Annotated in this window: 28 protein-coding genes; 3 read left to right on the top strand and 25 right to left on the bottom strand. The window is 62.1% G+C overall.

Annotated elements, in window-relative coordinates; translation table 11 throughout:
* The first annotated feature begins 339 nt into the window (after window positions 1-339).
* Together AB4Y43_RS14800 and AB4Y43_RS14795 are read left to right on the top strand one after the other, a co-directional pair.
* Window positions 340-768: an H-NS family nucleoid-associated regulatory protein gene (locus AB4Y43_RS14800; protein WP_083245601.1), complete on the top strand. Its 429-nt coding sequence runs from the start codon at window positions 340-342 to the stop codon at window positions 766-768.
* Window positions 769-964: 196 nt separating this feature from the next.
* Window positions 965-1366 carry a DUF6283 family protein gene (locus AB4Y43_RS14795; RefSeq protein ID WP_141710876.1) on the top strand — a complete coding sequence of 134 codons (402 nt, stop codon included), beginning with the start codon at window positions 965-967 and terminating at the stop codon, window positions 1364-1366.
* A gap of 72 nt (window positions 1367-1438) precedes the next feature.
* Here the strand turns inward: AB4Y43_RS14795 and AB4Y43_RS14790 are convergent, their stop codons facing one another.
* The 24 genes from AB4Y43_RS14790 to AB4Y43_RS14675 form a co-directional block, all read right to left on the bottom strand.
* Window positions 1439-1909 (bottom strand): RES family NAD+ phosphorylase, encoded by a 471-nt coding sequence (locus AB4Y43_RS14790; RefSeq protein WP_368685523.1) that lies wholly within the window; start codon window positions 1907-1909, stop codon window positions 1439-1441.
* Window positions 1906-2361 carry an antitoxin Xre/MbcA/ParS toxin-binding domain-containing protein gene (locus AB4Y43_RS14785; protein ID WP_368701274.1) on the bottom strand — a complete coding sequence of 152 codons (456 nt, stop codon included), beginning with the start codon at window positions 2359-2361 and terminating at the stop codon, window positions 1906-1908. The genes AB4Y43_RS14790 and AB4Y43_RS14785 overlap by 4 nt, the downstream gene beginning before the upstream one ends.
* Window positions 2362-2875: 514 nt before the next feature.
* Window positions 2876-3178 carry a BrnA antitoxin family protein gene (locus tag AB4Y43_RS14780; RefSeq protein WP_069268363.1) on the bottom strand — a complete coding sequence of 101 codons (303 nt, stop codon included), beginning with the start codon at window positions 3176-3178 and terminating at the stop codon, window positions 2876-2878.
* Complete coding sequence (locus AB4Y43_RS14775) at window positions 3165-3431, bottom strand: BrnT family toxin (protein WP_069268364.1); 267 nt, start codon at window positions 3429-3431, stop codon at window positions 3165-3167. Before AB4Y43_RS14775 ends, AB4Y43_RS14780 begins: the two co-directional genes overlap by 14 nt.
* A 331-nt stretch (window positions 3432-3762) precedes the next feature.
* Window positions 3763-6795 carry an LPD7 domain-containing protein gene (locus AB4Y43_RS14770; RefSeq protein ID WP_368619002.1) on the bottom strand — a complete coding sequence of 1011 codons (3033 nt, stop codon included), beginning with the start codon at window positions 6793-6795 and terminating at the stop codon, window positions 3763-3765.
* Window positions 6785-7186, bottom strand: a complete 402-nt coding sequence (gene mobC / locus AB4Y43_RS14765) for a plasmid mobilization relaxosome protein MobC (RefSeq protein WP_368728083.1) — start codon at window positions 7184-7186, stop codon at window positions 6785-6787. Before mobC ends, AB4Y43_RS14770 begins: the two co-directional genes overlap by 11 nt.
* A gap of 62 nt (window positions 7187-7248) precedes the next feature.
* Complete coding sequence (locus tag AB4Y43_RS14760) at window positions 7249-7584, bottom strand: killer protein (protein ID WP_256095006.1); 336 nt, start codon at window positions 7582-7584, stop codon at window positions 7249-7251.
* A gap of 39 nt (window positions 7585-7623) precedes the next feature.
* Window positions 7624-8115, bottom strand: a complete 492-nt coding sequence (locus AB4Y43_RS14755) for a hypothetical protein (RefSeq protein WP_069268367.1) — start codon at window positions 8113-8115, stop codon at window positions 7624-7626.
* The gene (gene stbB / locus AB4Y43_RS14750) at window positions 8112-8840 is read right to left on the bottom strand and encodes a StbB family protein (RefSeq protein ID WP_368619001.1); all 729 of its coding nucleotides are present in this window, start codon (window positions 8838-8840) and stop codon (window positions 8112-8114) included. The genes AB4Y43_RS14755 and stbB overlap by 4 nt, the downstream gene beginning before the upstream one ends.
* 41 nt (window positions 8841-8881) lie before the next feature.
* Window positions 8882-11494: a DUF5710 domain-containing protein gene (locus AB4Y43_RS14745; protein WP_368728082.1), complete on the bottom strand. Its 2613-nt coding sequence runs from the start codon at window positions 11492-11494 to the stop codon at window positions 8882-8884.
* Window positions 11487-13808 carry a type IV secretory system conjugative DNA transfer family protein gene (locus AB4Y43_RS14740; RefSeq protein ID WP_368685519.1) on the bottom strand — a complete coding sequence of 774 codons (2322 nt, stop codon included), beginning with the start codon at window positions 13806-13808 and terminating at the stop codon, window positions 11487-11489. The genes AB4Y43_RS14745 and AB4Y43_RS14740 overlap by 8 nt, the downstream gene beginning before the upstream one ends.
* A 97-nt stretch (window positions 13809-13905) precedes the next feature.
* On the bottom strand, window positions 13906-15057 hold the full coding sequence (locus AB4Y43_RS14735; RefSeq protein WP_368618998.1) for an ATPase, T2SS/T4P/T4SS family: 1152 nt from the start codon (window positions 15055-15057) through the stop codon (window positions 13906-13908).
* Window positions 15058-15078: 21 nt separating this feature from the next.
* A complete protein-coding gene (gene virB10 / locus AB4Y43_RS14730) occupies window positions 15079-16164 on the bottom strand; it encodes a type IV secretion system protein VirB10 (RefSeq protein WP_368618997.1) in 1086 nt (361 codons plus the stop codon).
* Window positions 16165-16279: 115 nt separating this feature from the next.
* Window positions 16280-17116 (bottom strand): TrbG/VirB9 family P-type conjugative transfer protein, encoded by an 837-nt coding sequence (locus tag AB4Y43_RS14725; protein WP_069268372.1) that lies wholly within the window; start codon window positions 17114-17116, stop codon window positions 16280-16282.
* Complete coding sequence (locus AB4Y43_RS14720) at window positions 17113-18015, bottom strand: virB8 family protein (protein ID WP_368728081.1); 903 nt, start codon at window positions 18013-18015, stop codon at window positions 17113-17115. Before AB4Y43_RS14720 ends, AB4Y43_RS14725 begins: the two co-directional genes overlap by 4 nt.
* 185 nt (window positions 18016-18200) lie before the next feature.
* Window positions 18201-18557: a hypothetical protein gene (locus AB4Y43_RS14715; RefSeq protein WP_368618995.1), complete on the bottom strand. Its 357-nt coding sequence runs from the start codon at window positions 18555-18557 to the stop codon at window positions 18201-18203.
* A 25-nt stretch (window positions 18558-18582) separates the two neighbouring features.
* Window positions 18583-19515: a type IV secretion system protein gene (locus AB4Y43_RS14710; RefSeq protein WP_368618994.1), complete on the bottom strand. Its 933-nt coding sequence runs from the start codon at window positions 19513-19515 to the stop codon at window positions 18583-18585.
* Window positions 19516-19529: 14 nt separating this feature from the next.
* The gene (locus AB4Y43_RS14705; RefSeq protein WP_368619013.1) at window positions 19530-20141 is read right to left on the bottom strand and encodes a type IV secretion system protein; all 612 of its coding nucleotides are present in this window, start codon (window positions 20139-20141) and stop codon (window positions 19530-19532) included.
* 123 nt (window positions 20142-20264) lie between these two features.
* A complete protein-coding gene (locus AB4Y43_RS14700) occupies window positions 20265-22664 on the bottom strand; it encodes a transporter (RefSeq protein WP_368728080.1) in 2400 nt (799 codons plus the stop codon).
* Window positions 22655-22864, bottom strand: a complete 210-nt coding sequence (locus AB4Y43_RS14695) for a hypothetical protein (protein ID WP_069268377.1) — start codon at window positions 22862-22864, stop codon at window positions 22655-22657. Before AB4Y43_RS14695 ends, AB4Y43_RS14700 begins: the two co-directional genes overlap by 10 nt.
* Window positions 22857-23285 carry a VirB3 family type IV secretion system protein gene (locus tag AB4Y43_RS14690; protein WP_069268378.1) on the bottom strand — a complete coding sequence of 143 codons (429 nt, stop codon included), beginning with the start codon at window positions 23283-23285 and terminating at the stop codon, window positions 22857-22859. Before AB4Y43_RS14690 ends, AB4Y43_RS14695 begins: the two co-directional genes overlap by 8 nt.
* A 6-nt stretch (window positions 23286-23291) precedes the next feature.
* On the bottom strand, window positions 23292-23636 hold the full coding sequence (locus tag AB4Y43_RS14685) for a hypothetical protein (protein ID WP_028215745.1): 345 nt from the start codon (window positions 23634-23636) through the stop codon (window positions 23292-23294).
* 12 nt (window positions 23637-23648) lie between these two features.
* Complete coding sequence (locus AB4Y43_RS14680; protein ID WP_069268379.1) at window positions 23649-24320, bottom strand: lytic transglycosylase domain-containing protein; 672 nt, start codon at window positions 24318-24320, stop codon at window positions 23649-23651.
* Window positions 24321-24654: 334 nt separating this feature from the next.
* Entirely contained in the window at window positions 24655-24867 is a 213-nt protein-coding gene (locus tag AB4Y43_RS14675) for a hypothetical protein (RefSeq protein ID WP_141710878.1), read from the bottom strand.
* 702 nt (window positions 24868-25569) lie between these two features.
* Here AB4Y43_RS14675 and AB4Y43_RS14670 point away from each other — a divergent pair.
* Entirely contained in the window at window positions 25570-25962 is a 393-nt protein-coding gene (locus tag AB4Y43_RS14670) for a helix-turn-helix domain-containing protein (protein WP_069268382.1), read from the top strand.
* Between the two features lie 13 nt (window positions 25963-25975).
* Here the strand turns inward: AB4Y43_RS14670 and pxpA are convergent, their stop codons facing one another.
* A complete protein-coding gene (gene pxpA, locus AB4Y43_RS14665) occupies window positions 25976-26752 on the bottom strand; it encodes a 5-oxoprolinase subunit PxpA (protein WP_368618992.1) in 777 nt (258 codons plus the stop codon).
* Window positions 26753-26790: the final 38 nt, after the last annotated feature.

Below are 26790 nucleotides of genomic sequence, written 5' to 3'. Positions count from 1 at the left end.
TGAACGCCGCTGAGTGCGTGCGTCGGGTTCGTTTCGTCATTTCCTCGGTTCCTTTGCCTGCATTATCGCTGGCTCAGGCCCCGGCCGTTCCACTTATCCCGCTGTCTGATTTTGCGCGGCCACCTCTCACGAATCATCGATCCTGTGAGCGAAGCTCCTCTTCTTTCCACAGGATGAATCGTTCACGCTACAAAAGATGACGTAAGGTGCGCAAGCAAACCTGGCGTCGCTTGCGGATTGATTTATACTGGGTTCACACCTGTCGCCAGTCGCGACACCTGCCGTGTGCCGTTCCCAGCAAAACGATTAAAAGTGCTCCACCCTCTTCGCGCCTGCAGCATGGGCAGCGTTGGGTCGCGTGGTATCCTGGCGGCACGCGATTTGCAATTACCTGCTCAACAACAGATTGTTGCGCGGAGAGTACACCGAATGGATGAAAGAAAGCGCGAAAGCATCGTTGCCTATCTACGGCGGCGGATGGCTGAATTTGGAATCAAACCGGAAGACATCGCCACGTCAATTGCGGCAGATCAGGAGCGGTTGCGGGCAGTGCGTTTCCGCGACGCCTCTGGCAATTCATGGGACGGCAAAGGCGCTCCGCCACAATGGGTGGTCCAGGCGACCAGCGCCGGACAGTCTCTTGAGCATTTTGCAATTGATTCGGCATCGACCCAGGAACCTGGCAAACGCGCCGGTGCCGACTGGCGCAACGACCCGTTTGCCGGCACCAGACTGGCGAAAATCAAAACAGAGGGCGTTGGCGCCTGAGAGCTGGACCGGAACCAGCTAGAATCCAGCGTCAGGAATCACCCTCGTTGCCCCATCGGTTCGGACGTTTACGCGATTTCATTCCTGGCAGATGAGGGGCGCAAATACTGTTACAGGGTGAAAGGCTGCGCCCCATTTCTGGACGCAAGAAGTTGGAATTCCGGAGTCCGACCAAGTTAAGGGCAACGATTGAATCATGAAAACATCAGGAAAGCCTTGCGCATCATGTCCCTGGCGTCGCGCTGCGGGTGCAGGAGATATTCCAAACTTCGATCTCGCTCTGGCAGAGAAGCTGGCCGATACGTGCCCTGATGACCGCGGCATGGGGCCCGATTTTGGAGCCAGCATGTTTGCGTGCCATCAATCCAGGGAAGGAGAGGAATTCGCGTGCGCGGGATGGTTGGCGAAAGTCGGACACCACCATCCCGCAGTGCGCCTGGCAGTGGTCTCTGGTCGACTTGATTCAGCGGCACTGGAGCCTGGCGTAGACTGGCCAGAACTGCATGACAGCTATCGGGAAGTGCTGGACAAGCTGCGTGCAACGTCGAATTCTGGAGACGAGGCCAAAGGAGATGAGTCTGCAGTGAAAATCGGGTGATCCAACCGCCTGCCCCGGTGATGAACATCATCTTGCCCGCTACGCGAATGGGCTCCAGTAAGTCGGCCACGCTTACGTATCACCCAGGATAGCCCGAATTCTCTGATCGTATGGCACTTTCAGCACTTCCGCGACAATCGCCGAGCCTGCTCCGGGCTGGGCGGGATTAAACAGATAGTTGTACGAATGAGGGAGGATGGCGCTTGGCATCTTAAGGAGCAGTTCCTGCCCGGCTGCCAGCCATTCGCTACCGGCGGCCTGCGTCCAGTCCGCGTTCTCACGCCAGTCATCCGGGATACCGTTTGCCGTGAGTTCCGCGATCGCGGCGCCCTCCGCAATTTCCACGCGAAGCAGTTGATAGTTATCAGGCAACGCCTGCGGAGACCCGAATTCGTGGTGCACCATGGTCTCAAGCAGCGCAAGCGCGGGATTTTCCGCCAGATAGACGACGGGTTGCCCCTGGTAATGCCACCGGCCAGACGCCCTCAACCCGCCTATGCCGCGAAGGTCCGCGTAATTACTGATCCTCCAGAATTCCATCAGGCGAAGTATCCCTCGTCGATCTGAACCAGTGCATCCTCGACAAGCCGTGCACCGTGTTCAGTTGCGGCCATCTCAAGCGGCGTTTTCCCGGCGAATCGATCTTTGCTGCCGCGAAGCCAGTTCATGGCTTTTTCCGGATTTCCAAAGACCGTCTCCGCCTGTGCAACGATCCTTGCAAGGCGGATGGCCTTGTCCGACTCGTCACTCGAGAGCCGCTCACCATTCTGGCGACGATGTGAGAGCGTTCGACGCGGAATGATGAAGAGCAGCTCTTCAGCCTTGAGGCCGTGCTCGCCCAGGCGGTCGAGCACCTCTACGCCGACGCGCTCGGTCGCGAGCGCAGCAAGGTCATTCCCGGACCGGATGTGCGCCTGGAGCAGGTTTCCCAGCAGCGAAAACTCGGTATGTCGCGGGTTGCCCCGTCCAGTGGGACGATATTCAACGGTAGCCATGGACCCTCCAAGCAAAATGCCCAATCAATACGGGCATTTTGCCACAGATTGAGCTTGCCTGTTGTGCAGTCTGCGCGGCACCGATCGCGGGCGACCGCTGACTTACGGCAAATCCGCTCTCCGCAGCCCGGCACAGCCGACCGGCGCCTCCGACGTGACTTTCCAGGATAGAGCAGCTACGAGAGCTGTATATTTATACAGTATTTTATGGAGGCACCATGGCGCTGTCACTACTGGACGTCGAGGCCAATCCATCCCGATCTGTTCCGGTCGAGCGCCCCGCCTGCCTGATCGGCATTCAAGCGTGCCGTCTACTGCCTGGCCACGACCCCATTGCCAGGACGCCGCTCGCGAGATATTCAGGATACCTTTCGATATGAGGCGTAGCGCACATGGATGCGTTGTACGACAATCTTCCCACCATGAAATGGGACGAACAGCACGCCGACCTGGACGATGGATATGAGGGAGCGCGACGAACTCCGTTTCAACCACAAGCCACTCCACAGCTTTCTTATGCTGCCTTGAGCGGGTGCTCTTTCAGGTAGGTTTTTAGCGCGTCATTCATGCGCGTCTGCCAGCCTGCGCCGGTCGCACGAAACGCCTCCAGAACCTCTGCGTCATAGCGCATCGTGACCTGCTCTTTCGGATTCTCCTTCGGCGGGCGGCCCATGCGCTTTTGCATGACTTCAGCGAATGGACGCGCGCTGGCGAAATCCGCAGCCGTCCATTCCGGGTTGTCCGGATCGGACTCGATTCCGCGCTGGATTGCCGCTTCCTCTGCGGCGGTGTTGCGTGTCAGCTTAGCTTTGCTCATAAGCGTCAATCTCCGTGTTACTCGCCTTGCGCAGGCTGATGATGCGCATGGTTTCGTCGCGGGGCGTGAAAACCACGCTATACAGCCTGCCCCCTAACAGGGCGATGCCCCTGTACCGATCCTCTCCGTACTCGTGCCGAATGTCCTGGACCACCAGCATCCCATCCCAGTCGAGCCGCGCAGCCTCGGCGAGTGATACGCCGTGCTTTTCCTGGTTCGACGCGTCCTTCGCAAGGTCAAATGTGATTCGCATGCAACTTATTGTAGTGTCGAAAAATAGGAGCATGCAAGGACTTTCTGGAGTTACAGAAAGTGCGTCCTGGCGCAAGATCGCAGTTCAGCATGATTTGAATACAAAGCAGTCACGCACCGACTGACCGCGTGACTTTTGCGAGCAGACCCGACACGATTACTGTATATATATACAGGCATTCTTTGGGGGCACCATGGCGCTGCCGCTACTGAACGTCGAGACGATACACCCGGATCTGTGTGGCGAGCCTCGCAACTGGCTTCGGCGCACGGCCGCACGGCGACGAGCGGACACGAGGCGCTCGACGCGGAGTTGCCGGTCCGATCGAGCATCAGAGGGTTGGCTTACCGTCCTCGGAGGGCTTCGGCCAATCCTGTGCCGGTCGATCGGATTGCGCCTGTGGCAGTGGATCGGCGGGCGGACAGGCGCCAGACGTGCCGAGCGTGTCCTGCACCTGCTGGTCGACGCGAGCGTGGCGATACTGATCCATCGCCCGGTTCAGTTGCTCGTCGCTGAACTGCACGCGCAGCCCTGCGTCCACGGCCACCCTCGCGGCCGCCATCTGGTGCGCGTCGTCGCCAGTCAGTTCGAGCGTGCGGCCGAACTTGCCCTGCGCGAGCCGCAGCCCGGCTTCGATGGCGGACCGCTCCGCCTGCAGCACCTGAACGCTTGTGCCACGATCACGAACAATGTCGCGGCCGTCATGCCGGTAGGTAACGTCGCCACGTTCGTTGACCGACCAGGATAGGCCCGGCGAGCGGAAAATGATCGCATTGTATTCGTCCTGCGCGTGCTGCCGTGGCGTGTTCGGCCGGATCACGTTGAACGCCTCGCCGCCGATCTCGGCATCGACCTTGACCGCGCCCGATACACGCTCCGGGCCCGCAGTGCGTCGCAACTCCTCGAGCGCGCGCTCATCGCCCTCTTCCGCCCGCGTGCGCAGCCAGCCGGAAAAGCTCGGGCCGCCTGCGGCTCCGAATTTTTCCTTGAGTGCCGCCCGCTCGCGTGAGATCGACTCCCGCAGCGCGTCGTCGCGGCCCAGCTGCCCGGCGCGTGCGAGTGACGTCGCCGCTCGTCGACCAGCCGGTGTGAGCCGCACATCCTGCCGGATTTCCGCGCGCCTGGTGTCGAACGCTGCGCGGATCTCAGCGCGGCGCCACTGTTCATTTGCGCGCTGTGTGAGCCACGCGTCGCTACGGGCCACGACATGCGCTTCGCGCGCGACCGAGTATTCGCGCCAAAGTGCCGCGCGTGGCAGCTCGCGCGGAGCCGGAACCGGCTCACCGGCCTGCTGTCGCTCATACACTGCGCGTAGCAATGGTGCGGCTTCACGCCACGACAGATTCAGTTCTTTAGTCAGGAAGTCCGACACGTTGAGGTTGCGCGAGCCCGCGCGGATACGATCGGCGCCGTCGCGGCCCGTCGTGACCGCATATTTCGCGGGCCGCACGCCATGGGTGTGCGACAGTTCGGCAAGCAGGCGACTGGCATCGAGACCCTGGCGAATCTCACGAAACTCAGTGTGCTGACTACCTGATTCATCGCGCTGCCGAAGCTCGCGCGCGAGTTGCGAGACCACGTTGTCCGAGACGCGGCCCGTGTGTCGCGGTGTGGCATACGTGGCGTCGTCGGCGCGAGAGCGGCGCGACCGGTACGCTGGAGCATCAACCGCGAATGCGTCCGGCGTCCGCAGGATTCGCCGGCTTGCCTCGAACTCGAATGACGCGTCGATCGAGTCGAACCGGTCTGGAAACGCGTCTCGCCGGTTGCCGGAAAACCAGCCTGGCGGCGACGTGCCGGATGGTGTCCATGCCGGATGCGACCGCATCATTGGCAGGCTGTCGAACGGATCGCCGAACGCATAGTGCCTCTCAAGCGCACGGTGGTACGCGTCCAGCCCGTCGACTGGGGGGGCTGCGTGCCCTACTCGTTGCGCTGCAGGCTCTCCATCGCGATCTGCAGCCCGTCGCAGGCCGTGCGCGGATACGGCGCCGTCTGGCTCCAGCTGGTGAAACGCATGATGCGGCAATAGCACTGCAGATCGATGTCTGATGCCGTCCACAGGGCGGCCGGGCACGTTTCGCACAGAGTTGAAGGGTTCGGGCGCCGGGTACGCCCCACCTGGGATAAGGTCAAACTCGGCATCGAGCCCGCCGTATCCATCGTCGAAGGGTTCGGACGTGTCGTGTTCTGATTCGCGCGCGCCTGGCCCGTCGACGACGTCGGGCGGCTGGGCGCCGAATTCAAATGCGCGTCCGCTTCGTTGAAGGTGTCCTGCGAAGCCGGGTAGGGAGTCGTCTGCTCGTTCATGATGTACCTTCAGATGTTGTGCGTAGAAGCCGCGTTCGAGATCTGCAAGCATCAGTTCGCGGTCGTGGGGCGAGGATTCCTGGTAACGCTGGTACTGACGGCTACCGCTGTTGAGATACTTCACTTCGCGCGCGCGGGTGGTGTACCACTCATCGAGCACTGTCGCTATATGCGCTGGTGTGCGTCTGGGCGCAACGCCAGCCTCATAACAGTCGGCCGCATCTGCCGACAGCGCCTGCAGCTTTTCGGCGGTCGGCAGTGCGATGAATTCAGGCGTGAATACGTATTCCTTGAGGTTCACGCCCTTGTCGGCGCCAGCCGGCTTCACATTCAGGTAGGCGCTGTCGAGACCGGTATTGCGCATGCGCACGGCACCGTGCTCGTGCAGCAGCGCCATGAAATCCGCATGGGTCTCGATCTGGCGATCCAGCACCGCGTCGAGAATCTGTTCCTTCAGCTCGCGACTGTTGGAACGGAACAGGTCGCCACGGTAGCGGCTGATCATTTCCGATGCGTCGGTCAGCAGCGTGCGCCGGTTGTCTTTCGGACTCGCAAGGCCATACCGCGCGTTGACATGCTCCTGGAACGCGTCGATGAAGCTCAGGTTGGAGCGCACGTAGCCGAGCGGTTCCAGGTGCCTTTCAGCCAGCAGGTTCCAGCGCGGAATGACGATATGGATGTGTGGCTTGCGCTCAACCAGTTCGCCAGTCCGCTGGTCCACATAGCTCTTGATCCGGGGCAGGTGTGCCTCGGCATAGAAGCTGTATTCGTCCGGGCGGTAGGCGTGCAGCGCGAACGCCTCGAACTCCCGCACGATCTGAAACATCGTTTCCCGAGTGACGTGATCCTCCTTGAAGGAGAGCGTGATGGACAGGTAACGTTCGACACCGGGTGCGGCACTGATCGACTGGATCACTGCGTCGGTCAGGTCGAGATCACCGGCGAGCACCACACGTTCGTCAAGGTCATCGCGATCCAGGTCGCGGCCAACCTTGCGGCCTTCCTCGAGGTACTGCTTCACGCCGTCGTGACGGCCGTCCACTCTAATCAACACGATGGAGATGGGCCTTCAGCAGTTGCGTGATCAACTCCAGCTCGTCGACCAGGGCGACAAACGTGGATTCGGATAGCTGGCCAGCCACGCGCGCCGTATTCGCCACGTGGACCAGCTGGTTCAGGTTGTTGCCGGTCTTGTTGATCACGTACATGATCCGTTGTTGCTCAATGGTCGCGGGTGGGCGCGCGACGATCTGCGTGCGGTTCGTCAGGATGCATTCGCGCAAAAAAACAGACGGACTCATGCCGGAGCGTGCGACCTTTTCATTGAAGACCTGCCACTGGTCGTCGGTGAGCCGCGTGCTGACAGGCCTGCCAAGGGCCTTCTGCGCTTTTTTGCGACCACGGCGCCTGGCTTCCGCCACAACATTGAGATCGTCTGCGCTCATCGCATGTTTTCCGTTACCAGAGAGACATCGGGCGGCGAACTGCCGCCACCGGCGTGCAAGAGTCAGGGGCCGTACTGGGTTCGCCCGTATTGCGAATTGACTGGCCCCTTCACGTCACTCCCGGCCGACTGGCACTGGTTCAGGAAATCGCCTCGCGCGTTGGCCGTGCCGCCCTCATCGAAGTGACCGTGGTGAAAGCGGACGATGGAAAAGTAGCCCGCCTCGTATTCGGCGCATGTCTTGCCGCCATTGCCACCCATGATCAAACCGGCAAGACAGAGCACCGCGCCACACGCATCCTGGTTATCATCGGCGTGCGACGACGGCGTGGCGAGCGCACAGACCAGTGCCGCGCTGCACAGCGCGGCCGCAATCGACCGTCGTTTCATTGCGTTCATGATCTAAGGTTCCCCTCCATGAGATGCGGTGGTTTTCGGCTAGGTGAGCGTGTGTGCCAGACGGGCAACGACCCAGATGAGCGCGGCGCCCGCGCAGAACGCAATGCCCATGAAGGCGACGAGCGATCCGGTTGCTGCAACTGCCGGATTCGTGGGCACGACGCGACCACGCGATTCAACGGCAGCCCGCAGCCGCGCCAGTTCGTCCACGACATCCGCTGTTGCCGCACGTCGCGCCTGGTCAGCCGCCTTCGCGGCTACCTCGCCGATGAACGCCTGGCGCGATTGCGTGAGCAGCTTCGTCAGTTGCGTGTTCTCCTCGCGCAGCGCCTGCACCGTCGCGGTCAGTTTCTGGTCAGTGGACTCCATCAGCGCGACAACATGGTGTTGCGCATCCACGACCTTCATCTGCTCGATCAGGATCTCCGCGAGCACGGCCAGCTCGTTCGACGCCGGCATCGTGGCGATCACCCGGCCCAGGCGCTCAGACGCTCGCCCGGCGTGATCCGGCTGCGGCGTCGGCTCGTTCATGCATCGACCCCTTCCATCAGTGCGGTAAACGCCTGGTCCATCAACGGCTTGATCGACAGCGCCTTGCGCTTGAGGCCAACCAGCCTCACGAGACGGTCCTTCTCAGAGGCGCTCGCAGCGTCGATCAGTTGCGCCTTGTAGTCCACCCCGTCTGTCGCAATATCGTGGATCGTACGACCGGCGGCCGCCGCAAGCGCAAACACGTCGTTCTTTGGGATCAGCGCATCCTGATTCAGTTCGAAAGTCCGCTCCCTCTCATGCAGTTCGAACAGTTGCCCGAAGTGCCGGCGCAGCGTTACCTCGCGGTCCTCGCTCCTGACCAGATCGACCTTGTTGAGCAGCACACGGATGCGCCCAGGCTCGACGCCGAGATCCGCGAGCATGTTGATCGTCTTCATGGAGTCCTTCATCTGCTTGCTCTCCGGTTCGACCGGCACAACGAAGCACGCGTAATCCTCCTGTGCCCCTTTGGCACCATTGAGGCGGTTGAGATACTCCTCGACGTTCGATGCACCGATATCGACCAGCAGATCACGGCCGCGCATCAGCTCGTCATGCAGTTCGTCAAAGCGCGCGGCAATCATCACCTCGACCTTCGGGCCGGCCGAGTCATCCGTATTGATTGACTCAATCTGGCGTACCGACATGGACGGCAGCCTTGGCGCGAGCAGTTCGCGGGTCACGGTAGTCTTGCCGACGTTGCCTGAGCAGTTCACGATAGCCATACTCATTTTCCAATCCTTATCAATATTTGGAGTGCCGCCACTTACATCATCTTCGGTGCCATGCCGCCTGTCTGCGCTTGCGCAGGCAGCGGGATGTTCGACGGGCCCTGGGCAGGCGCGGCCTTCGGTGCCGTCCACGCCGCATGCAGCTCGGCCGCGCGCCTGTCGATCTCGGCCGGGCCGGCGTCACGACCCAGTTCGCCGCGTGCAATCCGGGCCTCGATCTCCGTGCCCGCCTGCATGCGAGCATCGAACCGGCGAATCACCTCGGCACGCATGCGCGCGGGTGCCCGCTCAAGTGACTTTTCGAGGACTTCGCGCAACTGCGCGACGGTTTTGAGTGCTTCAGGCGTGGGCGCTGCCGCCATGTCCGCAGCAGGCGAGAAACGCGCTGCGCTGGCCGCCGCTTCCGGTTTTGGGTTTGACGGCGCGGCCGCTGGATTCTCCTTCGCCGGGTTCGTCTTCTGCGCGACATCCGGCGTCGGCGACGTTCCGGCCTTGATCGTCAGCGCCGCACGTTCACGCTTCACGGCCTCGAGCAATGCCTCGTCGCTCTCGGCGGGCCTGAAGCCCTTTACATCCACACCCGCGAGGGACGCTTCGATCCACGCGTTGCGGCGGAACGTTTCGCTGCCGCGCACCACGATCGAATCCCAGTTCTTGGCCTTCGCTACTGCCATCATGTCGGCAATCGTTGAGCGATCGTTCTGCCGGGAGTACAGGCGTGCCCCGACATCCTCGAAGTGCGGCTGCGTGGTCGCTGTCGGATCCCGCTGCGCGCCCGACGTACCCAACCCGGCCTCCATGCCATCGAGCTTCCAGAACCGGCCATCCTTCACCATGTAGCGCGCCGCGATATGGGCGGGCACGTCGTAGCCGTCTTTCGTCACGACCGGCTTGCGTGAGGCAGGATCGACGCCGATCTGGTTGTCGCTGCTGTCGGCGATACCCGCAACGCCAGCCTCGTGCGCGTCTGCCGCTGCACCGGCGTCGCCCGCGTGCAGCCCTGGCATCGGCTTGCCCTGTTCGCGAAGCAACCGCTCGGCGGCCACTCGCTCGCCCTCGCGCACCGTGCGCACGCGCTCCAGATCCTGAGTCGACACGGAGTCAAACGCCGGGCGCTCCGGATCGTTCGCCGGATTTCTTGCGTCCGTTTCATTCTGCGCGGGCGTCTGCGTGCGCCCGATCTGCGTGTCGATCATGCCCGACACCGCCGGTGTGTCCATCGACGTATCGTTCGCAGCGCGGCCGGGCTGAACAACGGGTTCGTTCGCCGCCGCCGCGTCGACAGTCGGGCGAGCGACGTCCTCGTTGCCGGGCACGGCATTTCCTGTGATGCCACGGCGGCGCATCGCGTTGATTGCCGCTGCATCGCCGACGTCGGCAAAGGTCACCAAATCGCCATCCGTCTTGACGTCCGGCTGCGCCTGCGAGGCTGGAGATTGCGCCAGTGATGCATCGACCTGCCTGTCGAGTGCTTCGCGCACGTAGGTCACGAACGGCTCGCGGGCGGCCGGCGACAGAAACGCAAGCTCTTGATCAAGTGCGGCGGCAACTTCAGGCGAGGCCTTGCCTTTCCCGAACTCCTCCCTGATACGCCCCGTCATCCCCCGAAAGTCGGCCAGGTCTTTCGCCACCATCGACCAGTCCGTTCTGTCCTCCTGCTCACTACCGGTCGCGGGCATCGTCGCCACCGGTTCGAACGCTTCGGCGATGTCCGCGAAGGTGGCAATGCCGTCGCTGCGCTCTGGCTCGCGATGGCGATGCCGGTTTTGCGGCGCGACGCTTGCCCCGTCAACCGGAAGCGCGTCGTCCACCGGGTCGGAATCCGTCACGTCGCGCGCAGGCGTGCGCTCGTCGATTTCCATCGGACTCAAGCCCGCTTCATCGCGAAGTTTGGCCAGCGCTTTGGCTGCCCGTGGCGGCAGGGTCTCCGCCGCAAAACCAGTGCGGTTGCGGATCTGCTCGCCAATCGCGCGCTCGCCATCAACAGCGTTGCCGGACTTGCGCCACGCTTCACGATGGATCGACTCCAGCCGCTGCTCAAGTGCAAGCGTATGGTTGACCTCGTTGCCACGCAGCGTGACCGCTGTCGTAATCGACTGGATCATTTCGCGAAAGCGCCGGCCGAGCGCCGCGTCGTCGAGCTTCGGCTGTGCAGCCTGCTGGCCAACGCGCGCGCCCCGTCCATACAGATGCTGCCGGTCGGCGAAATACTGGTGCCGCGCGTGGACACCGGCTTCCCGCACTCCGTCAATCATCTCGAACGCAGAGGCACCCTGCGCGCGCAACCGGTCCCGTGCCTCCAGTCCCGCCCTTTCCGCGGCGGCCTGAAGGGAGTCCCGCACGAAGGCGCGGGACTCATCGAGCGGTTGACCCATTAGCTCGCTCAGCCGCACGGCTTCCCGCTCGATGTCGGCTTCACTGCCGAACAGCGTCTGCGGCTGCCCGCGCACTGCTCCGGGTGCCTGCCCTGCCTGCGGCTCTTGCGTCGGCATCCACCGCGCAAAGGGCGCCACGTTAGTGCCGCGCGGCACGTACCATTTTTTCGATCGCCGGTCGAACCTGGCGCCCAGATCGTGCGCCGCGTCCTTCTCCCTGAACGGGACGTCCAGATACGTCCGTTTGCCTTTCGGCCTGTTCGGGTCAGCCATGTGATACCTCCTTTGCCTCGTTGTCCGCCGGCGCGACAGACGCGAGCGCCGGTTCAATCCGGTCCTGGACAGCGTCATCCCCGCCTGCCACGTTGAAATCGATGCGGATGCCCGCGAGCATTTCGCGCACGTCCTCGCGCATCGCGACGCCAAGCTCGGCCAGGTCAGCCTCGAAGCCCGCGAGCGCCATGCCGGTCGCGAGTGGCCCGGGCGCGCGTTGGTCGAGCACGAGAAGCTCGGCCGCGGTCAGCGGCTTCGCACCGGCCTGACGTGCAAGTCGGATTTCGCCAGCGGCCCTCGCGGACAGCGCCGCGTGATACGTCTCCGGGTTGTGCGTCGGGATGCCGTTCGCTCGCAGCTCACCGGCACGCCAGGCCGCCTTGATTTCGTCTTCGGTGGGCAGGCGCTTGTTGATTGCAGCGAGCATCGGACTGACCGAGCGCATGCGGTCGATGAACAGGTCATCCTCGTAATAGGTCGCCTTCTCGCACAGGATCGGACGCTGGAAACCAAGCACGATTTCCTGGTCCTGCTCCATGCGCTTCAGTTCCTGATCGAGCATCAACGCGCGGCCCTGATCCGACGTGTTCGTGCCGGTCGACGTGTTGCGGCCGTGATTACGGCTTTTCGAGGTTGCCTTCTCGGTGAACGTCCCCAGCGTCTCGGACAGTTCCTTTGCATCCTGCTGGTTGCCAGGCGCGTACGCCACCAGCACTGCGTGGTTGGTGATCAGCGTGCGCGCCCCGGCCGGCCCGTACAGATCGTTCGGCTCCAGCTGCGCCTTCGACTGCAGGATCGTGAGCAGGCGAATCCAGTAGCCCGCGATGAACGCGTTGCCCTTGTCGAGTACCTCGATGCGACCGAGCGCGGTAAATTCGTCCCCCACGCCAAGACACTGATATTTGATGGCCGGATCGTCGCCCGGCAGCACGTCGAGGTTGTCCTCGATCCACTGCGTGTAGAACAGGTTGCCGAGCAGGCTCGCGACGGCAAGCTCACGCACCGGCAGCACAACGTAGATCGACATCAGCTCGCGCCGCACGCGGTCGAGCTCGAAGTCGCATGCGCTCGTCGCCTGGTCGACGATCGGGTTGCTGAACAGGCGCAGACCGGCGTTAAACGTCGCAACAATGTTCAGCATCGTCTCGTCGGGCGAGGCCAGCACGCGCGAGAGCGCGCCCAGGCAATCGCCCGACAGCGGCACCCCCTTCTGCGGCTCGTGCTGCATCAGATCCGAAAGGTGCTCACGCACTTTCTTGTCGGGCGTGGTCGCGAGCCGCAACACCTGTCCGAACGTACAGTCACCCGTCATCTCCATCAGGTAGAGCGCGAAGCCCATGAACAGGTCACTCGCCTGCTCATAGAAGAACTTGTTGCGACCGTCGGTCGTGTGATACAGGCGCGCTGCAATCGCCTGCAGGCGACCGACCCGCACGAAGGATGCACTCTTCGCAATCCTGAAAAGCGGATTCCAGCGGTGCGTGTAGCCAGTGTGATCAAATGGCGCCCAGCGAAACACCTGCTGGCCGCAGGCCTGCCGGTACCGCGACGTCAGGTCGTAGTTCTCTCCCTTCACATCGAGTACGACCACCGAATCCGGAAAGGTGAGCAGATTCGGGATCACAATGGCTGCACCTTTGCGTGAACGCGTTCGCGCAGCAACCATCACGAACTCCGTTCCGCGGAACGTCAGGTACTTGCCCTTGTACCGCCCTACGATGATCGACGGGTCGCGGTGATCGCCCTTGCGGCCGCCCCTGTTTCGACCGCGCCCGTTAGCCTCATCGAGCAGGCCGTACCGCCGAACCTCGTAGCTGTAGGCGAAGCGGGCATCGCCATGCAGTTCGCGCTTCGGCTTCATGACCAGCGCCGCGACGATCGCCGCTACCGGCACAAGCGGCACGATGATCGATGCCGCTGTCGCCATCTGCAGCGAGCGTTTCACCGCCTTCACGTCGCCAAAGGCGCGCCAGTAGTCGTGCAGCGTCCACAGCCCGATTGCGGAGTCCGGCAACTTTTCCAGCTTCGCAAACAGCATCGCGCCGACGTACTGGCCGGCCGCAGCGAGACCGATCAGAACCACCAGTGCAAGCAGACCGGCCGCGATGACCCGGTCGGCAAGCGTCGCGGTTTTTAGCAGCACGGCGCTCGCACACACGCCCCACAACGCGCACGTCACGACGACGAGAGCAATCACGGCCCCCATTTCGACAGGATCGCTGATCGCGTCGAGATGAAGCAGACGGCCAGCGGCGAAAACGACTGCGCCGGACACAATGCCAAGCAGGCCGCCAACAAGGAGACGGGCTTTCATGCTGACGCTCCCGCTGCCGCGTGCGTCTGCCGCTCAAGGGGTTCCCGGCCGGTGTGCCTGCCACTGTCACCAATGGCGGAATCGTTCGATCGCAATCTCATGCATCACCTCGCAGCAGCCTGTTTTTACTGACCGGATCGAACCAGATTTCTGTCAGGTCCCGGTTCTCCATAAACAGCACCACGTCGACCGTCATGCGGATCTCGCGCATCAGGTAATCGAACGGGAGCGTCTGCCCGACCGGGCTTTGCTTGACCAGCGTGGCGATGCGCGTGAGCGTCGCGATCGAGTCGTTCGCGTGCACCGTCGTCAACCCGCCCTGGTGTCCGGTGTTGAGCAGCGTCAGGTAGTCCCAGGTCTCGTCGCCGCGCAACTCCGCAAGCAGCACGCGATCGCATTTCATGCGCAACGTCGCCTTCACCAGGCGTCGCGCTGGAACCGCCTCGCTGTAGAAGAGGTGAACGTGATTTCGATGCAGTGGCAACGGCAGCTCGTGGGTATCCTCGATCGTCGCCAGACGCGCCTCGCGCGGAATGATCGGGATCAGGTCCGCCAGCGCCTTCATCAGCGTGGTCTTGCCGGAGCCCGTGCCGCCCACGAGCACGATGTTCAGCCGGTTCAGGATGGCCAGCCTCAGAAACCGCACGACATCGCGCTGCGCGAGCGCGTCGAGCATCTCATGCTGGAAGCGCGCCAGGCCATAGGCGCCCAGCGCCCGGGACGGATTGAACACCGCAGTGGCACGACTGACGTCCATGCCCTCTGAGCCTGCCCGTGCCGCCGCAGCGTCGATCTCGCCCGGCGTCATTGCGCTACTACCGCCGGGTCCGCCCCGGACCACATCACGGAACCTGGCGAACCGCCCGGCATCCGACCACTGCTGTACCGAAAGGCGCGTTGAATTCGGCACGCGAATCGTCAGCGACACAGTGCCCGGCTCGCACGCCGGTGGAATCACGATCTGGCCGCGCTCCCCGTCGGGCAGGCGCACCGGCTTCTCCGGCTCGGCCGCCGATAGCGGCGGCTTCGCCTTGTTGTAGATGGCCAGAGCCGGTGCAAACTGGTTCAGCATTTCCAGCGACGCATTCGGAAGATCATGGCGCTGCCAGCCGTCGAGCGTTTCGGTCCAGCCTTCATACGGACGGTTAACCGCAAACTCAGTGACGCCGGGCATCGCCAGCATTGCGGCGATGCCGAGTGTCTTGAGGTGACTGCGTACCGTAAGACTGTCGTCGTATTGCATACTCATAAGCACCTCGAATTAAATGAATCAAGGCGTCGCCAGTTCGTACACGTCGGAGAAGTCCACATCGCGCGCAACGAAGATCGTCGTCATCGACCCGTACTGCGAATACGCGGTCGGCGGCACGTTGATGGTGTTGCGCAGTGCTTCGGCCGCTACCTCACCACCGGCATTCGTGGTGTTGTTAAACTGGATGCCGCTACTGCCCGAGTTCGCGGCCAGTGTCGACAGCGCCTGACCGGCATCGCTGATCAGGCTGACCATCATGGCGCCGCCAAACCGCGTCCAGAAGTGGTTGTCGACGTAGGCCGGCAGGCCACTGCCGCCGAGCGCATCGGCCGCCGGCGAATCGAGTTGCACCTTTACGCCATCAGGCGTCGTCAGCCGCGTCCAGATCACGAAGATCCGCGCCTGACCCTGCATCAGCGCCTGCCGCTGCTCGCCCACGACCTCGGAGCCACGCTCGACCAGCAGCACCTTGCCGTTCGCCGAGTACACATCTTTCGCCACGTGGCAGTTGGTCATGCCCGGGTAGTCGGTCACGATCTCCGCACCCTGCACGCACGGGATCGTCGTCCCCGCAATCAGCAGGAAGTCTCGCGACGGCATCAGTTCCGCCTTCACCGTTTCCAGCTTCGATGGCTGCAGCTTGCTGTCCAGTCCATCCTTCGCGAATCCGGCATGCGAACCGGTCAACCCGGGCGTGCCACCAGGGGCTGCCGCGTCGGTCGTCCTCTCATCCTTTGATGTGAGCAGCACGTCGCCATCGAGCTTGCGTTGCGCCGGCGTCTCGGCGGCGCTGGCCGCCGTCGCTGCAGCGGCGCCGTTTCCATTCACTGCACTGGCTGCGTTCGCATGCGCAGGTGTAGCAAGCGCCGCGCTTGCTACAGCCGCTTCCGACGCCATCGCCGCTTCCTCTGCCCGCTGCTTTTCGATCTTTGCCTTGTCGCGCGCAAAGTCGTGCCGGTCATCTGACGGCTTGTCCTTTGCCGCTTCCGCCCTTGCCGCCTCGGACTCGGCGTGATGCTGCGCCGACCACCGTTTGATCGCGACACCCACTGCGATCGCACCGAACAGCAGGACCAGCACCATCCCAATGACGATCGGTAACATCCGGAACGGGCTCTTGCGCTTCGTACGGCCAACACCCGGCACCCCGCGCTCGCCTATGCCGGCGGGCTCGACCGGGGTCGGGTTCGCCGGGTTCGGACCGCTCAGATTGATATCGTCACTCACCGCCCGCCTCCTTTTGCTTCACGAGCCGCACCGTGCCCGGAATCGTCGTGCCTGTCGGGTTCAGCTGGCCGTCTGGCCGGTATGCATTGTTGCGAATGCCGAGTACGGCGTCCCCCAGGCGCAGGTTGAAGCGCTGCGCCGTGTCGTGCACCACCAGCACGGGGCCGCGCACGTCATCAGGATTGACGAGCGCTTCCTTGCCGTCCCCGTACACGCGATAGATCTGCGGCAGGTCGCGGCTCGTACTGAACTCGAAGTAGGTAAAGCGGCCGTCATCCCACAGCGCCGTTGGCGCGAGTGTCGTATCACCATGCATGTCGTAATTGAAGTTGCCCACGCCAGACGCGCTGACGGTCTGCGCCAGCAGTGCCCGCGCTTCGGCCGAGCGCACCGCGGCCGCCGCCGACGCCTTTGCACGCGTGTCCGGATAATCGAAGGTCAGCGACCAGACTGCTTCCTCGTGCCTCCTGACCGGGACCAGCTTGAGCACATAGCGACGTCTGTTCGTGAGCAGAATCAGGTTGGTGGCCGCCTGCGGTGCCTTCGGCTTGAAGAAGAAGCCGTTGCCGGCTGGGCCAGCCGTCCATGCCTTGCCGTCGCCCATGCCGCCGCCGTCGATCTTTTCGCCTTTCTCGAAGACGAGGACAGTCGCCTCGCCCGGGCGATAGGCGATCCGGTACGTCTCATTCGGGTCATACACGGCGCACGCAATGTGCCGGTCGCTGCCGCATGCACCGGGCACGACTTCGGCGACAGCCGGTAGCCACATGCCGAATAGCGCGGCAGCGATCGACGCTGCAGTAAGCGCTTTCGGGAACCGGATGGTCATGGATTGGCCCCTCCGGCCGGTGCACTCAACGACATACTCGACGGTGCCGACTGGGACGATGTGGCCGCGGACGGCATCAGTGTCGCGCCGTCTGCGGTGCTGCGCGTCCAGTCGCGGTCAACCGAGTAGCTGGTGACACGAAAGCCCGTTGGATTGAGCTCCTGTTCGTCGCTGCGGGTCGGCAGATCGCCTATATCGTAGGTGATCGTCGCGACCCAGTATTCGGTTTTAGGCGGCGGTGACGTCGAGCCGCCCTGCGACGGCAGCGAAAGCATCGTCTTCGAGAAGAACACCTGTGCGGTGGATCCGACGAACGTAATTGCACCTGGGCGCACAATCACGCGATATTTGTCGGTGAGCACGTTTTGCGGCGAGTTCTTGCGGTTGTAGAGCGCCGCGTACAACGCCTGCTCGCGTGGTGAGTTCATCAGCGTCACGGTGTCGTACGCGTCCTGGATCGTGTACCAGTCGTACTTCTCACGTAGCTTCACATACGTGCGCAGTGCTGCCCGCACCTCGAGTTCACCGAACGTCACGGATCCACTGTGCGCGACATCAATCACCTGCACGTCGCCGGTCGCGGTGTTATCCTTAATAATCACGGGTGGTGACGGTCTCTTTAGTTGTACTAAGGCTGACGAGCCAAGAATAGAGATAAGTGCGATGAACATGGCCCCGCCCGCAACGCGCCATGCAATCTTCGTCATGTTTTCCTGCAGCTGCTGCCGGGACTTCTCGAACGAGAGCGCTTCCCTGAAATACATCCGCGCCATCTCGCGCGGCTCGGCGTCGGCGAGTTTTGCCGCAATGTGCTGCAGCGCGGCCGCGCAATTGCCGTCGACGGCAACCGCGACTGGCTCAGCCTGCACCCGCGCCGGCTTCCATGGCATCCATTTCATGGCGCACTCCCCTGTGTCGCATGGTTGACAGGCATCCACGGCCCCTCAGGTTGGGTCGGCTTTGGCGCCGACGAGCACGCAGCAAGCAGCGCGGCGCCGAAAAGCACGACGACTAATTTCACGTCAATCTCCGATCGGGGTGTAGTGTCCGCCGTCGCTGGCTGCTCCGACGGACGGCGCATCATTTACTTCGAGCGTTCAAACTCGGCACCGGGAACAACAAGATGTCCAGTTGCCTTGTCGATCGTGATGACGTACGGAACCCCACCACTTACAACCATCTTTCCGTCCTGCGCTACTGCTGGTTCCCGCACGATTTTCCATTTATCCGCTTCGCCATCGGCACCGAGATTGGGAACCTTGTGTGAAACGTAGAAGTCGTCTCCATCACCATTCCGAGCAATGTTCACTTCGAACCAGCCGTTCTGGCTGACGCGTTTCCATGTGCCCACAAATTCGTTGCCGTCATGCTTACCGCAACCGAATTGTGTCAATGAAACAATGACCACAACTGCCGCAGTCATAAACCCGATGGCCCTCATCGATTCCTCCTGGTAGTAGTCAAGATCAGGCGCGGCCGATTGAGTTAGTGGACGCTGACGATGCGTCACCTCTGGAACCACCCATCAGCTTCATCGCCCTCATGGCTCCACTGGCCGCGTTGCCGATCTTACCGACCATCGATGAGATACCTACGCCACCTGCCAATTGCGATGCAAGTGACGGCATGCTCAGCGACACCACGATGAACACCAGCCCTGCAGCGATAATCTTTCCCTCAATGGTGTAGGTCAGCATGACATCGCTGACACTGAAGTTCTTCGGCAGCACCGAGGTCATAAAACTCACCTCGATTGCACCCACGGCACCGAACAGCGCAACGAGCAGACCATAGTTCAGGCATTGCCCAACCCAGTTTTGGAAAAATTGCCGCGTGGCAGGAAACAGCGCCGCAACGATGAACGCAGGCCCTAGCGCAAGCAGCAATCCAAGTGCGAACTTCGCAAGGATGATGTAGGCCGCAGCAATAGCAAGAAATGGCACACCAACTAGGAGGATGCAGAGTGCGAGCACTGAAACCTCGACGAATAGACCAACATCAGTAACGCCTAATCCGTTGTACATGCTCTTGATAGCGGATATATAGAGATTCAACAGCGTATCGAGCCCACTACTCAGGCTGTTGCCACCCATCAAGGCACTACTTAGATCGTCCCCGAGGCCATTGAAGAACGGCACCACGTACTCGCTGTAATAGCTGATATTCATCCCGAGCGTGAGCACAGCCGCCCACCCTGCCATCTTCAGCAGGAAGTCGGATATCGGGCTGTCGTTGTGGCCACGCCAGTACGACACGAGTACGAGCAGGACATAGAGACTAAAGCAGGCAGCGACCAGCGGACTGATGAGTGAGATCATCCGGGCCGAGCCGGTATTGATCGTGTTCAGCACGTTCTGATCGAACGAGTTGAACATTTCGGTAAAGATTTGCAGTTGCACGATCGCACTCCGCGTTATTGATCGGCGTCGTCGTCGCCGTTCAGCCGTTGCTGCATGTCGTTATGGGCAGCCTGTTGCGCGAAATCCTTCTCCGCATCCTGAAGTCGCGCCGCGAGATCGAGGCGCATCTTTTCCGCGTTGATCGACGAGTTCTCTGCCGCCCACCGGTTTTGCAAATCGGCGTTCGCCGCCGGATCCTGCGTGAGGTTTGACTGCTGCATCAGCTGCTGGATGTTCGTCAGCCGGTCGATCGACGCCTGATACGAGCGCATCGCCATTGCCTTGTTGGCGGCCAGAGTATCGTTCAGACGTTGCTGCCCGGGCGTGTACGCGGTCATCCCCTCCTGGCTCTCGATACTGCTGGCGAGGCCGCTGATTCCGTTCAACTGTCCGCTCTTCACTTCGTCGTAGACCGACTGCCACTGATCCGGCAGGTAGTTGCGCAGCGACGGGTCATTGAAGATGTTTCCTAGGCCGCGATTGCCGATCGTCGACTGGTACTGGTCAGAGAGCAGGCTGTATTGCTGCTCCAGCTCTTTGACAGTCGAGATCGCCTGCGCGATCGCCTGCAGGTCGATCACCGGGACACCCTGCGCTTGCGCTGCCTGCATCGTGAATGTGGCCACGATCAATGCGGCGCCCGTCAAATTGCGAATAATTTTCATCGTCGCGCTCCCAAGCTGGACTGCTAGGATGTTCGCCCGTCGCTGGCTCGATCGACGACGAGCGCTGAAGATCGTGTGTCGTCGTCATTCGGTTTCCTCAACAACCTCGGCCTCGTGCTTTCGATCGCGTTTGCCCTTGCGGCGTGCCTGGAACAGCTGCATTCGCAGGTCCGTGTCGCCATGTGCGTCGCGCGTGCATTCTTCCCAGATCGCAACGTTGTCCAGACTGCTGGAAAGCACCGCGATCTCGTCGTTCATGCCGCCCAGGTCCAGTGTTGCAAACGCCGACTGGTTGCTCTGCTTGATCAGGAACGTGCGGGACTCCTTCGACAGCCTCTTGAGCGTGTCGAATTCGCGGTCGGTCAGGTTCAGGAGCTTGTAACCGTCGCGCGTCGCGTCCGGGTTCGGCAGATAGATCTTTGTCGCCGTCAGGTCGCGGACCTCGGCGAACACCGGACACTGGATTGCGTCCTCCGGCGACTGCGAATCCAGGATCAGGAATTCGTCTGCCTTGCGGCCCGTCTTGAGCGACTTGCGGATCAGCTCCTGCGTGGTGGGGTAGCTGGCCGGCAGCCAGAATTCGGCAATCACCGTTGCGAGCAGTCCGCCCCTCTTCTGCATCTGGTCCTTGAGGTACAGCAGGTGTGCAAGCACCGGCTCCGTGGCGGCATAGTCTTTCTTCAGGAAGTCAGTGACGTCGAAACCGATCCGGCGCACCTCGGCAATGTTCGTCAACGCATCCGGTATGTTGTCCAGCGCCCACGAGAATCGACCGTTAGTTGCACCACACCACTGGCTAAGACGGACCCACAGGCCGTTCTCGTCGCCCGTATCCGGGATCGACTCCAGCAGGCGGCTGAAGGTTCTGTGCTCGATGTTCTCGAGCTTCATGACCGTGTCGACCGCGTGCTTGATCTGCCGCTGGTCGTCAGCACTGAGCTTGCCGTTCTCGTCGCGGCAGCAGGCACCCACCAGGTCGTAAAGGTGCGCGAGGTTGCGCTTCGTCTCGGGCAGGCCAAACGGCGCAAGACCGGTCGGCTCGCCTTCGCGCAGCGTGTAGTAGACAGCTCCCATCTCCTCGAGGAAGATCCGCAGACCCTGATCGAGATCGAGCGCGAAGATCTTCGGGTCGAACCGCTCGAGGAAGGCGAGCAGCATCGTCTCGAGGGTGGTCTTGCCCGTGCCGGTCGAGCCGAGAATAAGCGTGTGGCCGGCAACCTTCTCGCCCACGCTGTCCTCATCCAGGCGCGAAGCGTGACAGTTCAGGCTGAACAGGCTTTTCGCAACGGTCTGCACCGGCATGAGGGCCGAGCCATCGCCGAGCGGATTGCCGCGTGCCTTGCCGGCCGAATAGGTATGCATCGAAAACGACGATGCGAGACTGCGGGTCGATTTCGGCATCGGCCGCGGCTTCGTCCTGAATCCCGGCACCTGGCTCATGTACGTGAACGGTGCCGATGCCGTCGCCTTCACGAACTTGAAACCGCAATCGTTCAGCGCCCGACTGGTTACGTACGCGCCGTTGCTGATGGCCTTCTCCGGCGTGTCGCCGTACACGACGAGCGCCCCGTGATAGTCGCCGAATGCGAGATCCCGACCGGCGATCAGCGCCACCGCATCCTCCAGTTCCTTGATCTGGTGTTTCGCCTTGTCCTCGACCGACCTCAGGTGATTGATCTGGTCTTCGATCGCCTTCATCGCTTCGGCAGTGCTCAGACAGCCCAGGCTCTGCGTGAAGGTGAATTCGACGGGCAGCGACAGCAGCGGATTCGTCTGCCCCCAGCCGGCCTTCGGAAAATCCTTCAGGTCGTAGCAGACCGCGAACCGGGTTGAGCGATCGGTGCGGATCTCAACCGTGTCGCAGTGGAAGTGCAGGTGCGACGTCGGGATCAGGTCGCGTCCGGTGGCCTGCGTGACCGGCACGCGCTCGTCGACGCCATTCACGAGTTCGCCAATGAACTGATACGCCTCCGAGAACAGGATGCCGTTGTGCCCGTATGCTTCGAGCAGTTGAGGATCGTAGGCAACGATAGCCTTCATCAGTCCCTCGCCCAGCTCCTCGAGCTCGCGCACCGTCTCGTCCAGGTCGTCGCCCTGCAGGATCGCGGTGATGTAGAAACTGTTCTCGAAGTGATCGTGCCTGCGGAAACGCCGCAGGTATTTGTCGACGGCCTGCTGGATGAACGGATTGTAGAAGCGGTACTCGTCGCCGAACGAGATGCTGCGCCGACGAAACGTGGTCCACAGCGACAGGCGATTACCTTTCTCCAGCGTCATCGCGGCCAGCTGACGGTTCCAGCCGTCGTAGCGTGCTTCGATCTCGCCACGGCTCACCGATTCGAACGGCACGCCGTTCACGCGCATCACCAGGAAGGCGCCGCCGTTGTCGACGCTTGTCACCGTTTCCGACACCGGACGGCCGATGCGCGGCAGCTTGTCCTCCGCGGACGTAACAAGCCGGTTCAGTTCGTTGGTCACGCGCATGCTTCGTCTCCCGCGTACGGCATGTCGTCCGCGCCGCAAATGCGACGGCGCTCCTCCGCGAGCCGGCGAAACACGTCATACATTGTCTTGCCCGAACCGGGAGCACCAGCCGTCATGGCGTAGCCCACAATAGGCGTGCACGCACTGGCAGCGCCATCTGTTGACAGCGCAGGATTGTGCGCAGGCTTGCGGTCATTCATCTTCGTCCTCCTCTGCCTGCGCAAGCAGGCGCTGACGCAGCGCCTCGAAGCGCTCAAGGTCCCGGCCGCGCGAAAACGAGCGGGTGTACACGTTCAGGTCGCGGCCATACCGCATCGGTGCGAGCGTGTATGTCCTGCCGAATACCGACACACGACGGCGGTCCAGCCAGCAGCGAAATTCCAGCCACGTCAGGCGCAGTGCCTGGTCATCTGTCTCGCAGACATGCCGGAAAAACAGGAAGACGGGCACACCAGCCGAGCCTATCAACAGACCACCGGGACCGAGCACGAACCCACCGACCATACTGGTGATCAGCGATGTACAGCCGATGATCAGCGCCGGAAACATCGGGACGCCGCCGATCATCGCGGTACGGTTAAGACCCGCGTAGGAGGGGTACAGCGTGCGTTCGTCTTCCATGGTGATTCAGGCGAAGAGTCCGAAAGCCCAGCCGGCGAGCACGAGTGCCGAACCCACGCCGGCCACCTTCGCGATGCCGCCGCCGAAGTCATGAATCCAGTCGGCCTTGTTGGACCAGCACTGGACCCCAACCCACAGCAGATACGAACCAGCCATCACGCCACAGAATCCGTAAAACCATAGCGTGAAGGTGTTGGCCGCCGACGTGCCCGCTGCCAGGCCACCGCCCGCCCGGGCTCCGCGGGCGGCCATCGACATGACCACGGCGCCGATGCGCCCGGCATTCCTGCCACGCAAACGCACCAAAGCCGCGGCACGGCCGGTCAAGGGTTCGAGAAGAATCTTCTTCATCTGCCTGCTCCGTCAAAAATCGCCCAGGGCGTCCCAGGCTGGATGGTGATTGACCTGTTGGGCGTGCTCGGCCCCGGTGTCGGTGCTCACTGAGTCATCGGCCCGCCGCACACGGGCCGGGTGCACTACTGCGCGCGATGCTGTATGCACAACGGGTGCCTTGCCCTCCGGTACGACAGCGATCGGCGGCACGACAGCAGCGCTGGCTTCGCTATCGGGGACGTTCGCAGCCACGCGCTGGACATAACTCGTGCCACCCACATCCGGTTTGAAGCCGCGCGTGAAATTGCCGCTGTAGTAACAGCTAAGCGCCGCACGCACGGCATCCTGCGGCACGCGTCCGCCGGCGGCCGCGCGGGTGTAGCATTCGGCGAGGATGGCGCCGCCCGCCCGCAGGTTCGCGCACGGATCGAACGCGGTTTCAGGGGTAAGGCCATAGATCCGCAGGTTCGCGCGATTGACCTGGGCCAGGCCCATGCTGTAGTTCCAGCCAGCCGCCTCAAGCGCGCGCACGGTCGCCACCGCCTCGTCGCGGTTGCGCGGTTGGCGCACCAGGTGGCCGCCGACCACGCCGATGGCGAAGGGATTGAAACCGGATTCGGCTCTGACGAGCGCCTGCAGGGTGGTCGGATAGACGGCCGGGGCGCATTGCTGCGCGAGCATCGCGAAGTCGACTGGCATCATGACCGCTCCGTTGCGGGCCCAAACACGAGGCGGGCTTTCATGTGGCGCCTCGGTCGCGCCTGAGCCGACGCGCGACGCCTACAGCGACGGCAACCGCGACCGCAGGCAGTTGGGGCGTCACCCGCTTTGCAGCCGTACCGCCCATGCCCGAGTCGAGAGCGGCCGGAACAATGGCCGATAGCGACAGCCCCTGCATCCGCTGGTCGACCCAGCGTACGTAGTGTTCGAGAAGCCAGCCCGGACCGCCGCAGCCCCAATCGGCGAGCACGCCCAGCTGCAACAGGCCAATTGAGCCCCGTTTTACAAGACGATCTCCAAAGAGGTTCCGCATGGCTCACCCCCCTCGCTTCTCGCGCGGCCAACCGCGCCTGTAGGCAACGCAGCCGATCGCGGCCCAACCCAAACCCACGATCGCCACCGCAAACAGATCACGCGGCGATGAATGCCGCTCAACCAACCAGTACGCGAAGCCAAGGAAAGACGTCACCGCCACGAACAGCAGCAGTGCGCACACGCCCTTTTGAATCAACCCGAAAACTGCGCCCATTTCCGTGCCCTCCGATGTGGTCAGTTCCCACGGGCACGCCATCGGCCCGGGGAGCCCTTCCTGCTATCTCTCCTGTCCAGCATCACACACGCGAACGAAGCCGCGACAGGCCAACTCGTGCATTGGCTGGTCGAAGAAGCGGCGAGTTGCGATTTCGACGTGCGATGCGCATACGGATGAGCTGCACACACCATTTCGACTGGCGCACAGACCTCACTCAGGTTTCCTTATCATATAAGTAGGACTGCTTTATATATAGCGACTGAAGATTCGCACTGCACTCTCATTCGATGGAGATCACTCAATGGCAACAGCGAAGGCCGTGCGCGTTTGCCGCGATGCACGGACCGTAGTTCGTGCCGTCAGCTTCAGCAACGAAGCCCGCTTGAAGTCGCCGCTTTAGTTGCTCACCGTCGCCTACCCCTCCCTTTCCGGTGGTACTGCGTCAGATACGGGCGGCCGCACAATGAGCATGTCCTCAACTTGCCTTTGGACCGTTCCGGCAACACTCCGCTTACGATAGATTGGGCGGCGTCTGCGTTGATTCCCTCAGCTTGATACCGGGACGCCGCATCGATCGAATTCATGCCGAACCTCTTCCAGGGTTTTGAGTGCCATTCAAGCCCCTCTATACTGAGCAAGTTTGATCACATTTGCAGAATATAGGCACGTTTGTGCCACTTGTCAATTTTAAGAACATTTATGCCAGAAACCTTTGGCTCGCGACTTATTGCGGAACGCGAACGGCTCGGATTTTCCCAAGGCGAGATGCATGCAATTTCCGGCGTCAGTCGTCGTGCGCAATTCAACTACGAACAGGGCGTGCGTCTGCCTGATGTCGGCTATCTGGCGGCTCTCGCTCAGCGCGGCTTCGACATTCTGTACCTGGTGACGGGAACCCGTGTGATGCGCCACGGCGCTGTCGATGAACATATGCTGTGCCGCGTCCTCGTCTCGGTCGATATCGCGCTTGAAAAGCGTCCCATCGACACAGAGAAAAAGTCCAAACTGGTCGCCCTCATTTACCAAAGTGCCGCCGACTCCGGTCAGGTCGATCAGTTGCTCGTCAAGAAAGCAATCGATCTCGCCTTTTAGGCGACCTCGCTTTTCACGCGTGCTCCGAAACGTGCCGCGTAGTCTGCGGCGCCCTGACAGCAATGCAGGCGTCGCGTAAGGCATCGCCGATCTGGTTCGCAAACGCCACAGCGTGGGCACCGTCCCCGTGAAGGCACAGTGTCCCTGGCTGAATTTTGATGCAGCGGCCATCGATTGCCTTGATCCGGCCATCACGCACCATGCCCAGCGCCTGCTGACACGCCGCTACATCGCTATCCAACACGGCATTCGCCTGCGATCGCGGCACAAGCTTGCCTTCCGGGGTGTATGCGCGATCAGCAAAGCCTTCGTCAACTGCAAGCAATCCCGCTTCACGGGCCAGGCGGACGAGCAGACCACCAGCGAGTCCGTAGATAAGCAGCCCCGGGTCGTAGTCTTTTATCGCCTGCACGATGGCGACGGCGAGCTCGTCGTTTACCTCAGCCATGTTGTAGAGTGCCCCATGAGGCTTCACGTGCACCAGGCGGCCGTTGAGGCCCGCCACGACAGCCGCCAACGCACCCACTTGATACTGCACGCCGGCATAAACTTCGTCAGCCGGTAGGTACATCGGTGCGCGGCCGAAGTTCTCGCGATCAGGAAAGCTCGGGTGCGCTCCAATTGCGACGCCTTGTCGAATCGCCTCTGTTGTGACCCGTCGCATCGTCAGAGGGTCGCCAGCATGCCAGCCGCAGGCGATGTTGACCGAACTCGCGAGCTTGATCAGCTCGAAGTCATGCTCAAACCCTTCGCCGAGATCGACGTTCAGATCGATTGACTTTGCATTCATTTCTTCCCTCACATCAACTCTTACAGTACTTTCGCAGT

Source organism: Paraburkholderia sp. BR10872 (assembly GCF_040965835.1).
GTDB lineage: Bacteria > Pseudomonadota > Gammaproteobacteria > Burkholderiales > Burkholderiaceae > Paraburkholderia > Paraburkholderia nodosa_A.
Note: the sequence above shows the minus strand (reverse complement) of the source record. Positions and strands in the feature narration are given on the sequence as shown.

Coding starts and splice junctions, on each gene's coding strand:
- AB4Y43_RS14800 (WP_083245601.1), top strand. CDS start 340: ATGGGCAGCGTTGGGTCGCGTGGTATCCTGGCGGCACGCGATTTGCAA.
- AB4Y43_RS14795 (WP_141710876.1), top strand. CDS start 965: ATGAAAACATCAGGAAAGCCTTGCGCATCATGTCCCTGGCGTCGCGCT.
- AB4Y43_RS14785 (WP_368701274.1), bottom strand. CDS start 2,361: ATGGCTACCGTTGAATATCGTCCCACTGGACGGGGCAACCCGCGACAT.
- AB4Y43_RS14780 (WP_069268363.1), bottom strand. CDS start 3,178: ATGAGCAAAGCTAAGCTGACACGCAACACCGCCGCAGAGGAAGCGGCA.
- AB4Y43_RS14775 (WP_069268364.1), bottom strand. CDS start 3,431: ATGCGAATCACATTTGACCTTGCGAAGGACGCGTCGAACCAGGAAAAG.
- mobC (WP_368728083.1), bottom strand. CDS start 7,186: ATGAGCGCAGACGATCTCAATGTTGTGGCGGAAGCCAGGCGCCGTGGT.
- AB4Y43_RS14760 (WP_256095006.1), bottom strand. CDS start 7,584: ATGAACGCAATGAAACGACGGTCGATTGCGGCCGCGCTGTGCAGCGCG.
- AB4Y43_RS14755 (WP_069268367.1), bottom strand. CDS start 8,115: ATGAACGAGCCGACGCCGCAGCCGGATCACGCCGGGCGAGCGTCTGAG.
- stbB (WP_368619001.1), bottom strand. CDS start 8,840: ATGGCTATCGTGAACTGCTCAGGCAACGTCGGCAAGACTACCGTGACC.
- AB4Y43_RS14745 (WP_368728082.1), bottom strand. CDS start 11,494: ATGGCTGACCCGAACAGGCCGAAAGGCAAACGGACGTATCTGGACGTC.
- AB4Y43_RS14740 (WP_368685519.1), bottom strand. CDS start 13,808: ATGAAAGCCCGTCTCCTTGTTGGCGGCCTGCTTGGCATTGTGTCCGGC.
- AB4Y43_RS14735 (WP_368618998.1), bottom strand. CDS start 15,057: ATGAGTATGCAATACGACGACAGTCTTACGGTACGCAGTCACCTCAAG.
- virB10 (WP_368618997.1), bottom strand. CDS start 16,164: ATGTTACCGATCGTCATTGGGATGGTGCTGGTCCTGCTGTTCGGTGCG.
- AB4Y43_RS14725 (WP_069268372.1), bottom strand. CDS start 17,116: ATGACCATCCGGTTCCCGAAAGCGCTTACTGCAGCGTCGATCGCTGCC.
- AB4Y43_RS14720 (WP_368728081.1), bottom strand. CDS start 18,015: ATGAAATGGATGCCATGGAAGCCGGCGCGGGTGCAGGCTGAGCCAGTC.
- AB4Y43_RS14715 (WP_368618995.1), bottom strand. CDS start 18,557: ATGAGGGCCATCGGGTTTATGACTGCGGCAGTTGTGGTCATTGTTTCA.
- AB4Y43_RS14700 (WP_368728080.1), bottom strand. CDS start 22,664: ATGCGCGTGACCAACGAACTGAACCGGCTTGTTACGTCCGCGGAGGAC.
- AB4Y43_RS14695 (WP_069268377.1), bottom strand. CDS start 22,864: ATGAATGACCGCAAGCCTGCGCACAATCCTGCGCTGTCAACAGATGGC.
- AB4Y43_RS14690 (WP_069268378.1), bottom strand. CDS start 23,285: ATGGAAGACGAACGCACGCTGTACCCCTCCTACGCGGGTCTTAACCGT.
- AB4Y43_RS14685 (WP_028215745.1), bottom strand. CDS start 23,636: ATGAAGAAGATTCTTCTCGAACCCTTGACCGGCCGTGCCGCGGCTTTG.
- AB4Y43_RS14680 (WP_069268379.1), bottom strand. CDS start 24,320: ATGATGCCAGTCGACTTCGCGATGCTCGCGCAGCAATGCGCCCCGGCC.
- AB4Y43_RS14675 (WP_141710878.1), bottom strand. CDS start 24,867: ATGGGCGCAGTTTTCGGGTTGATTCAAAAGGGCGTGTGCGCACTGCTG.
- AB4Y43_RS14670 (WP_069268382.1), top strand. CDS start 25,570: ATGCCAGAAACCTTTGGCTCGCGACTTATTGCGGAACGCGAACGGCTC.
- pxpA (WP_368618992.1), bottom strand. CDS start 26,752: ATGAATGCAAAGTCAATCGATCTGAACGTCGATCTCGGCGAAGGGTTT.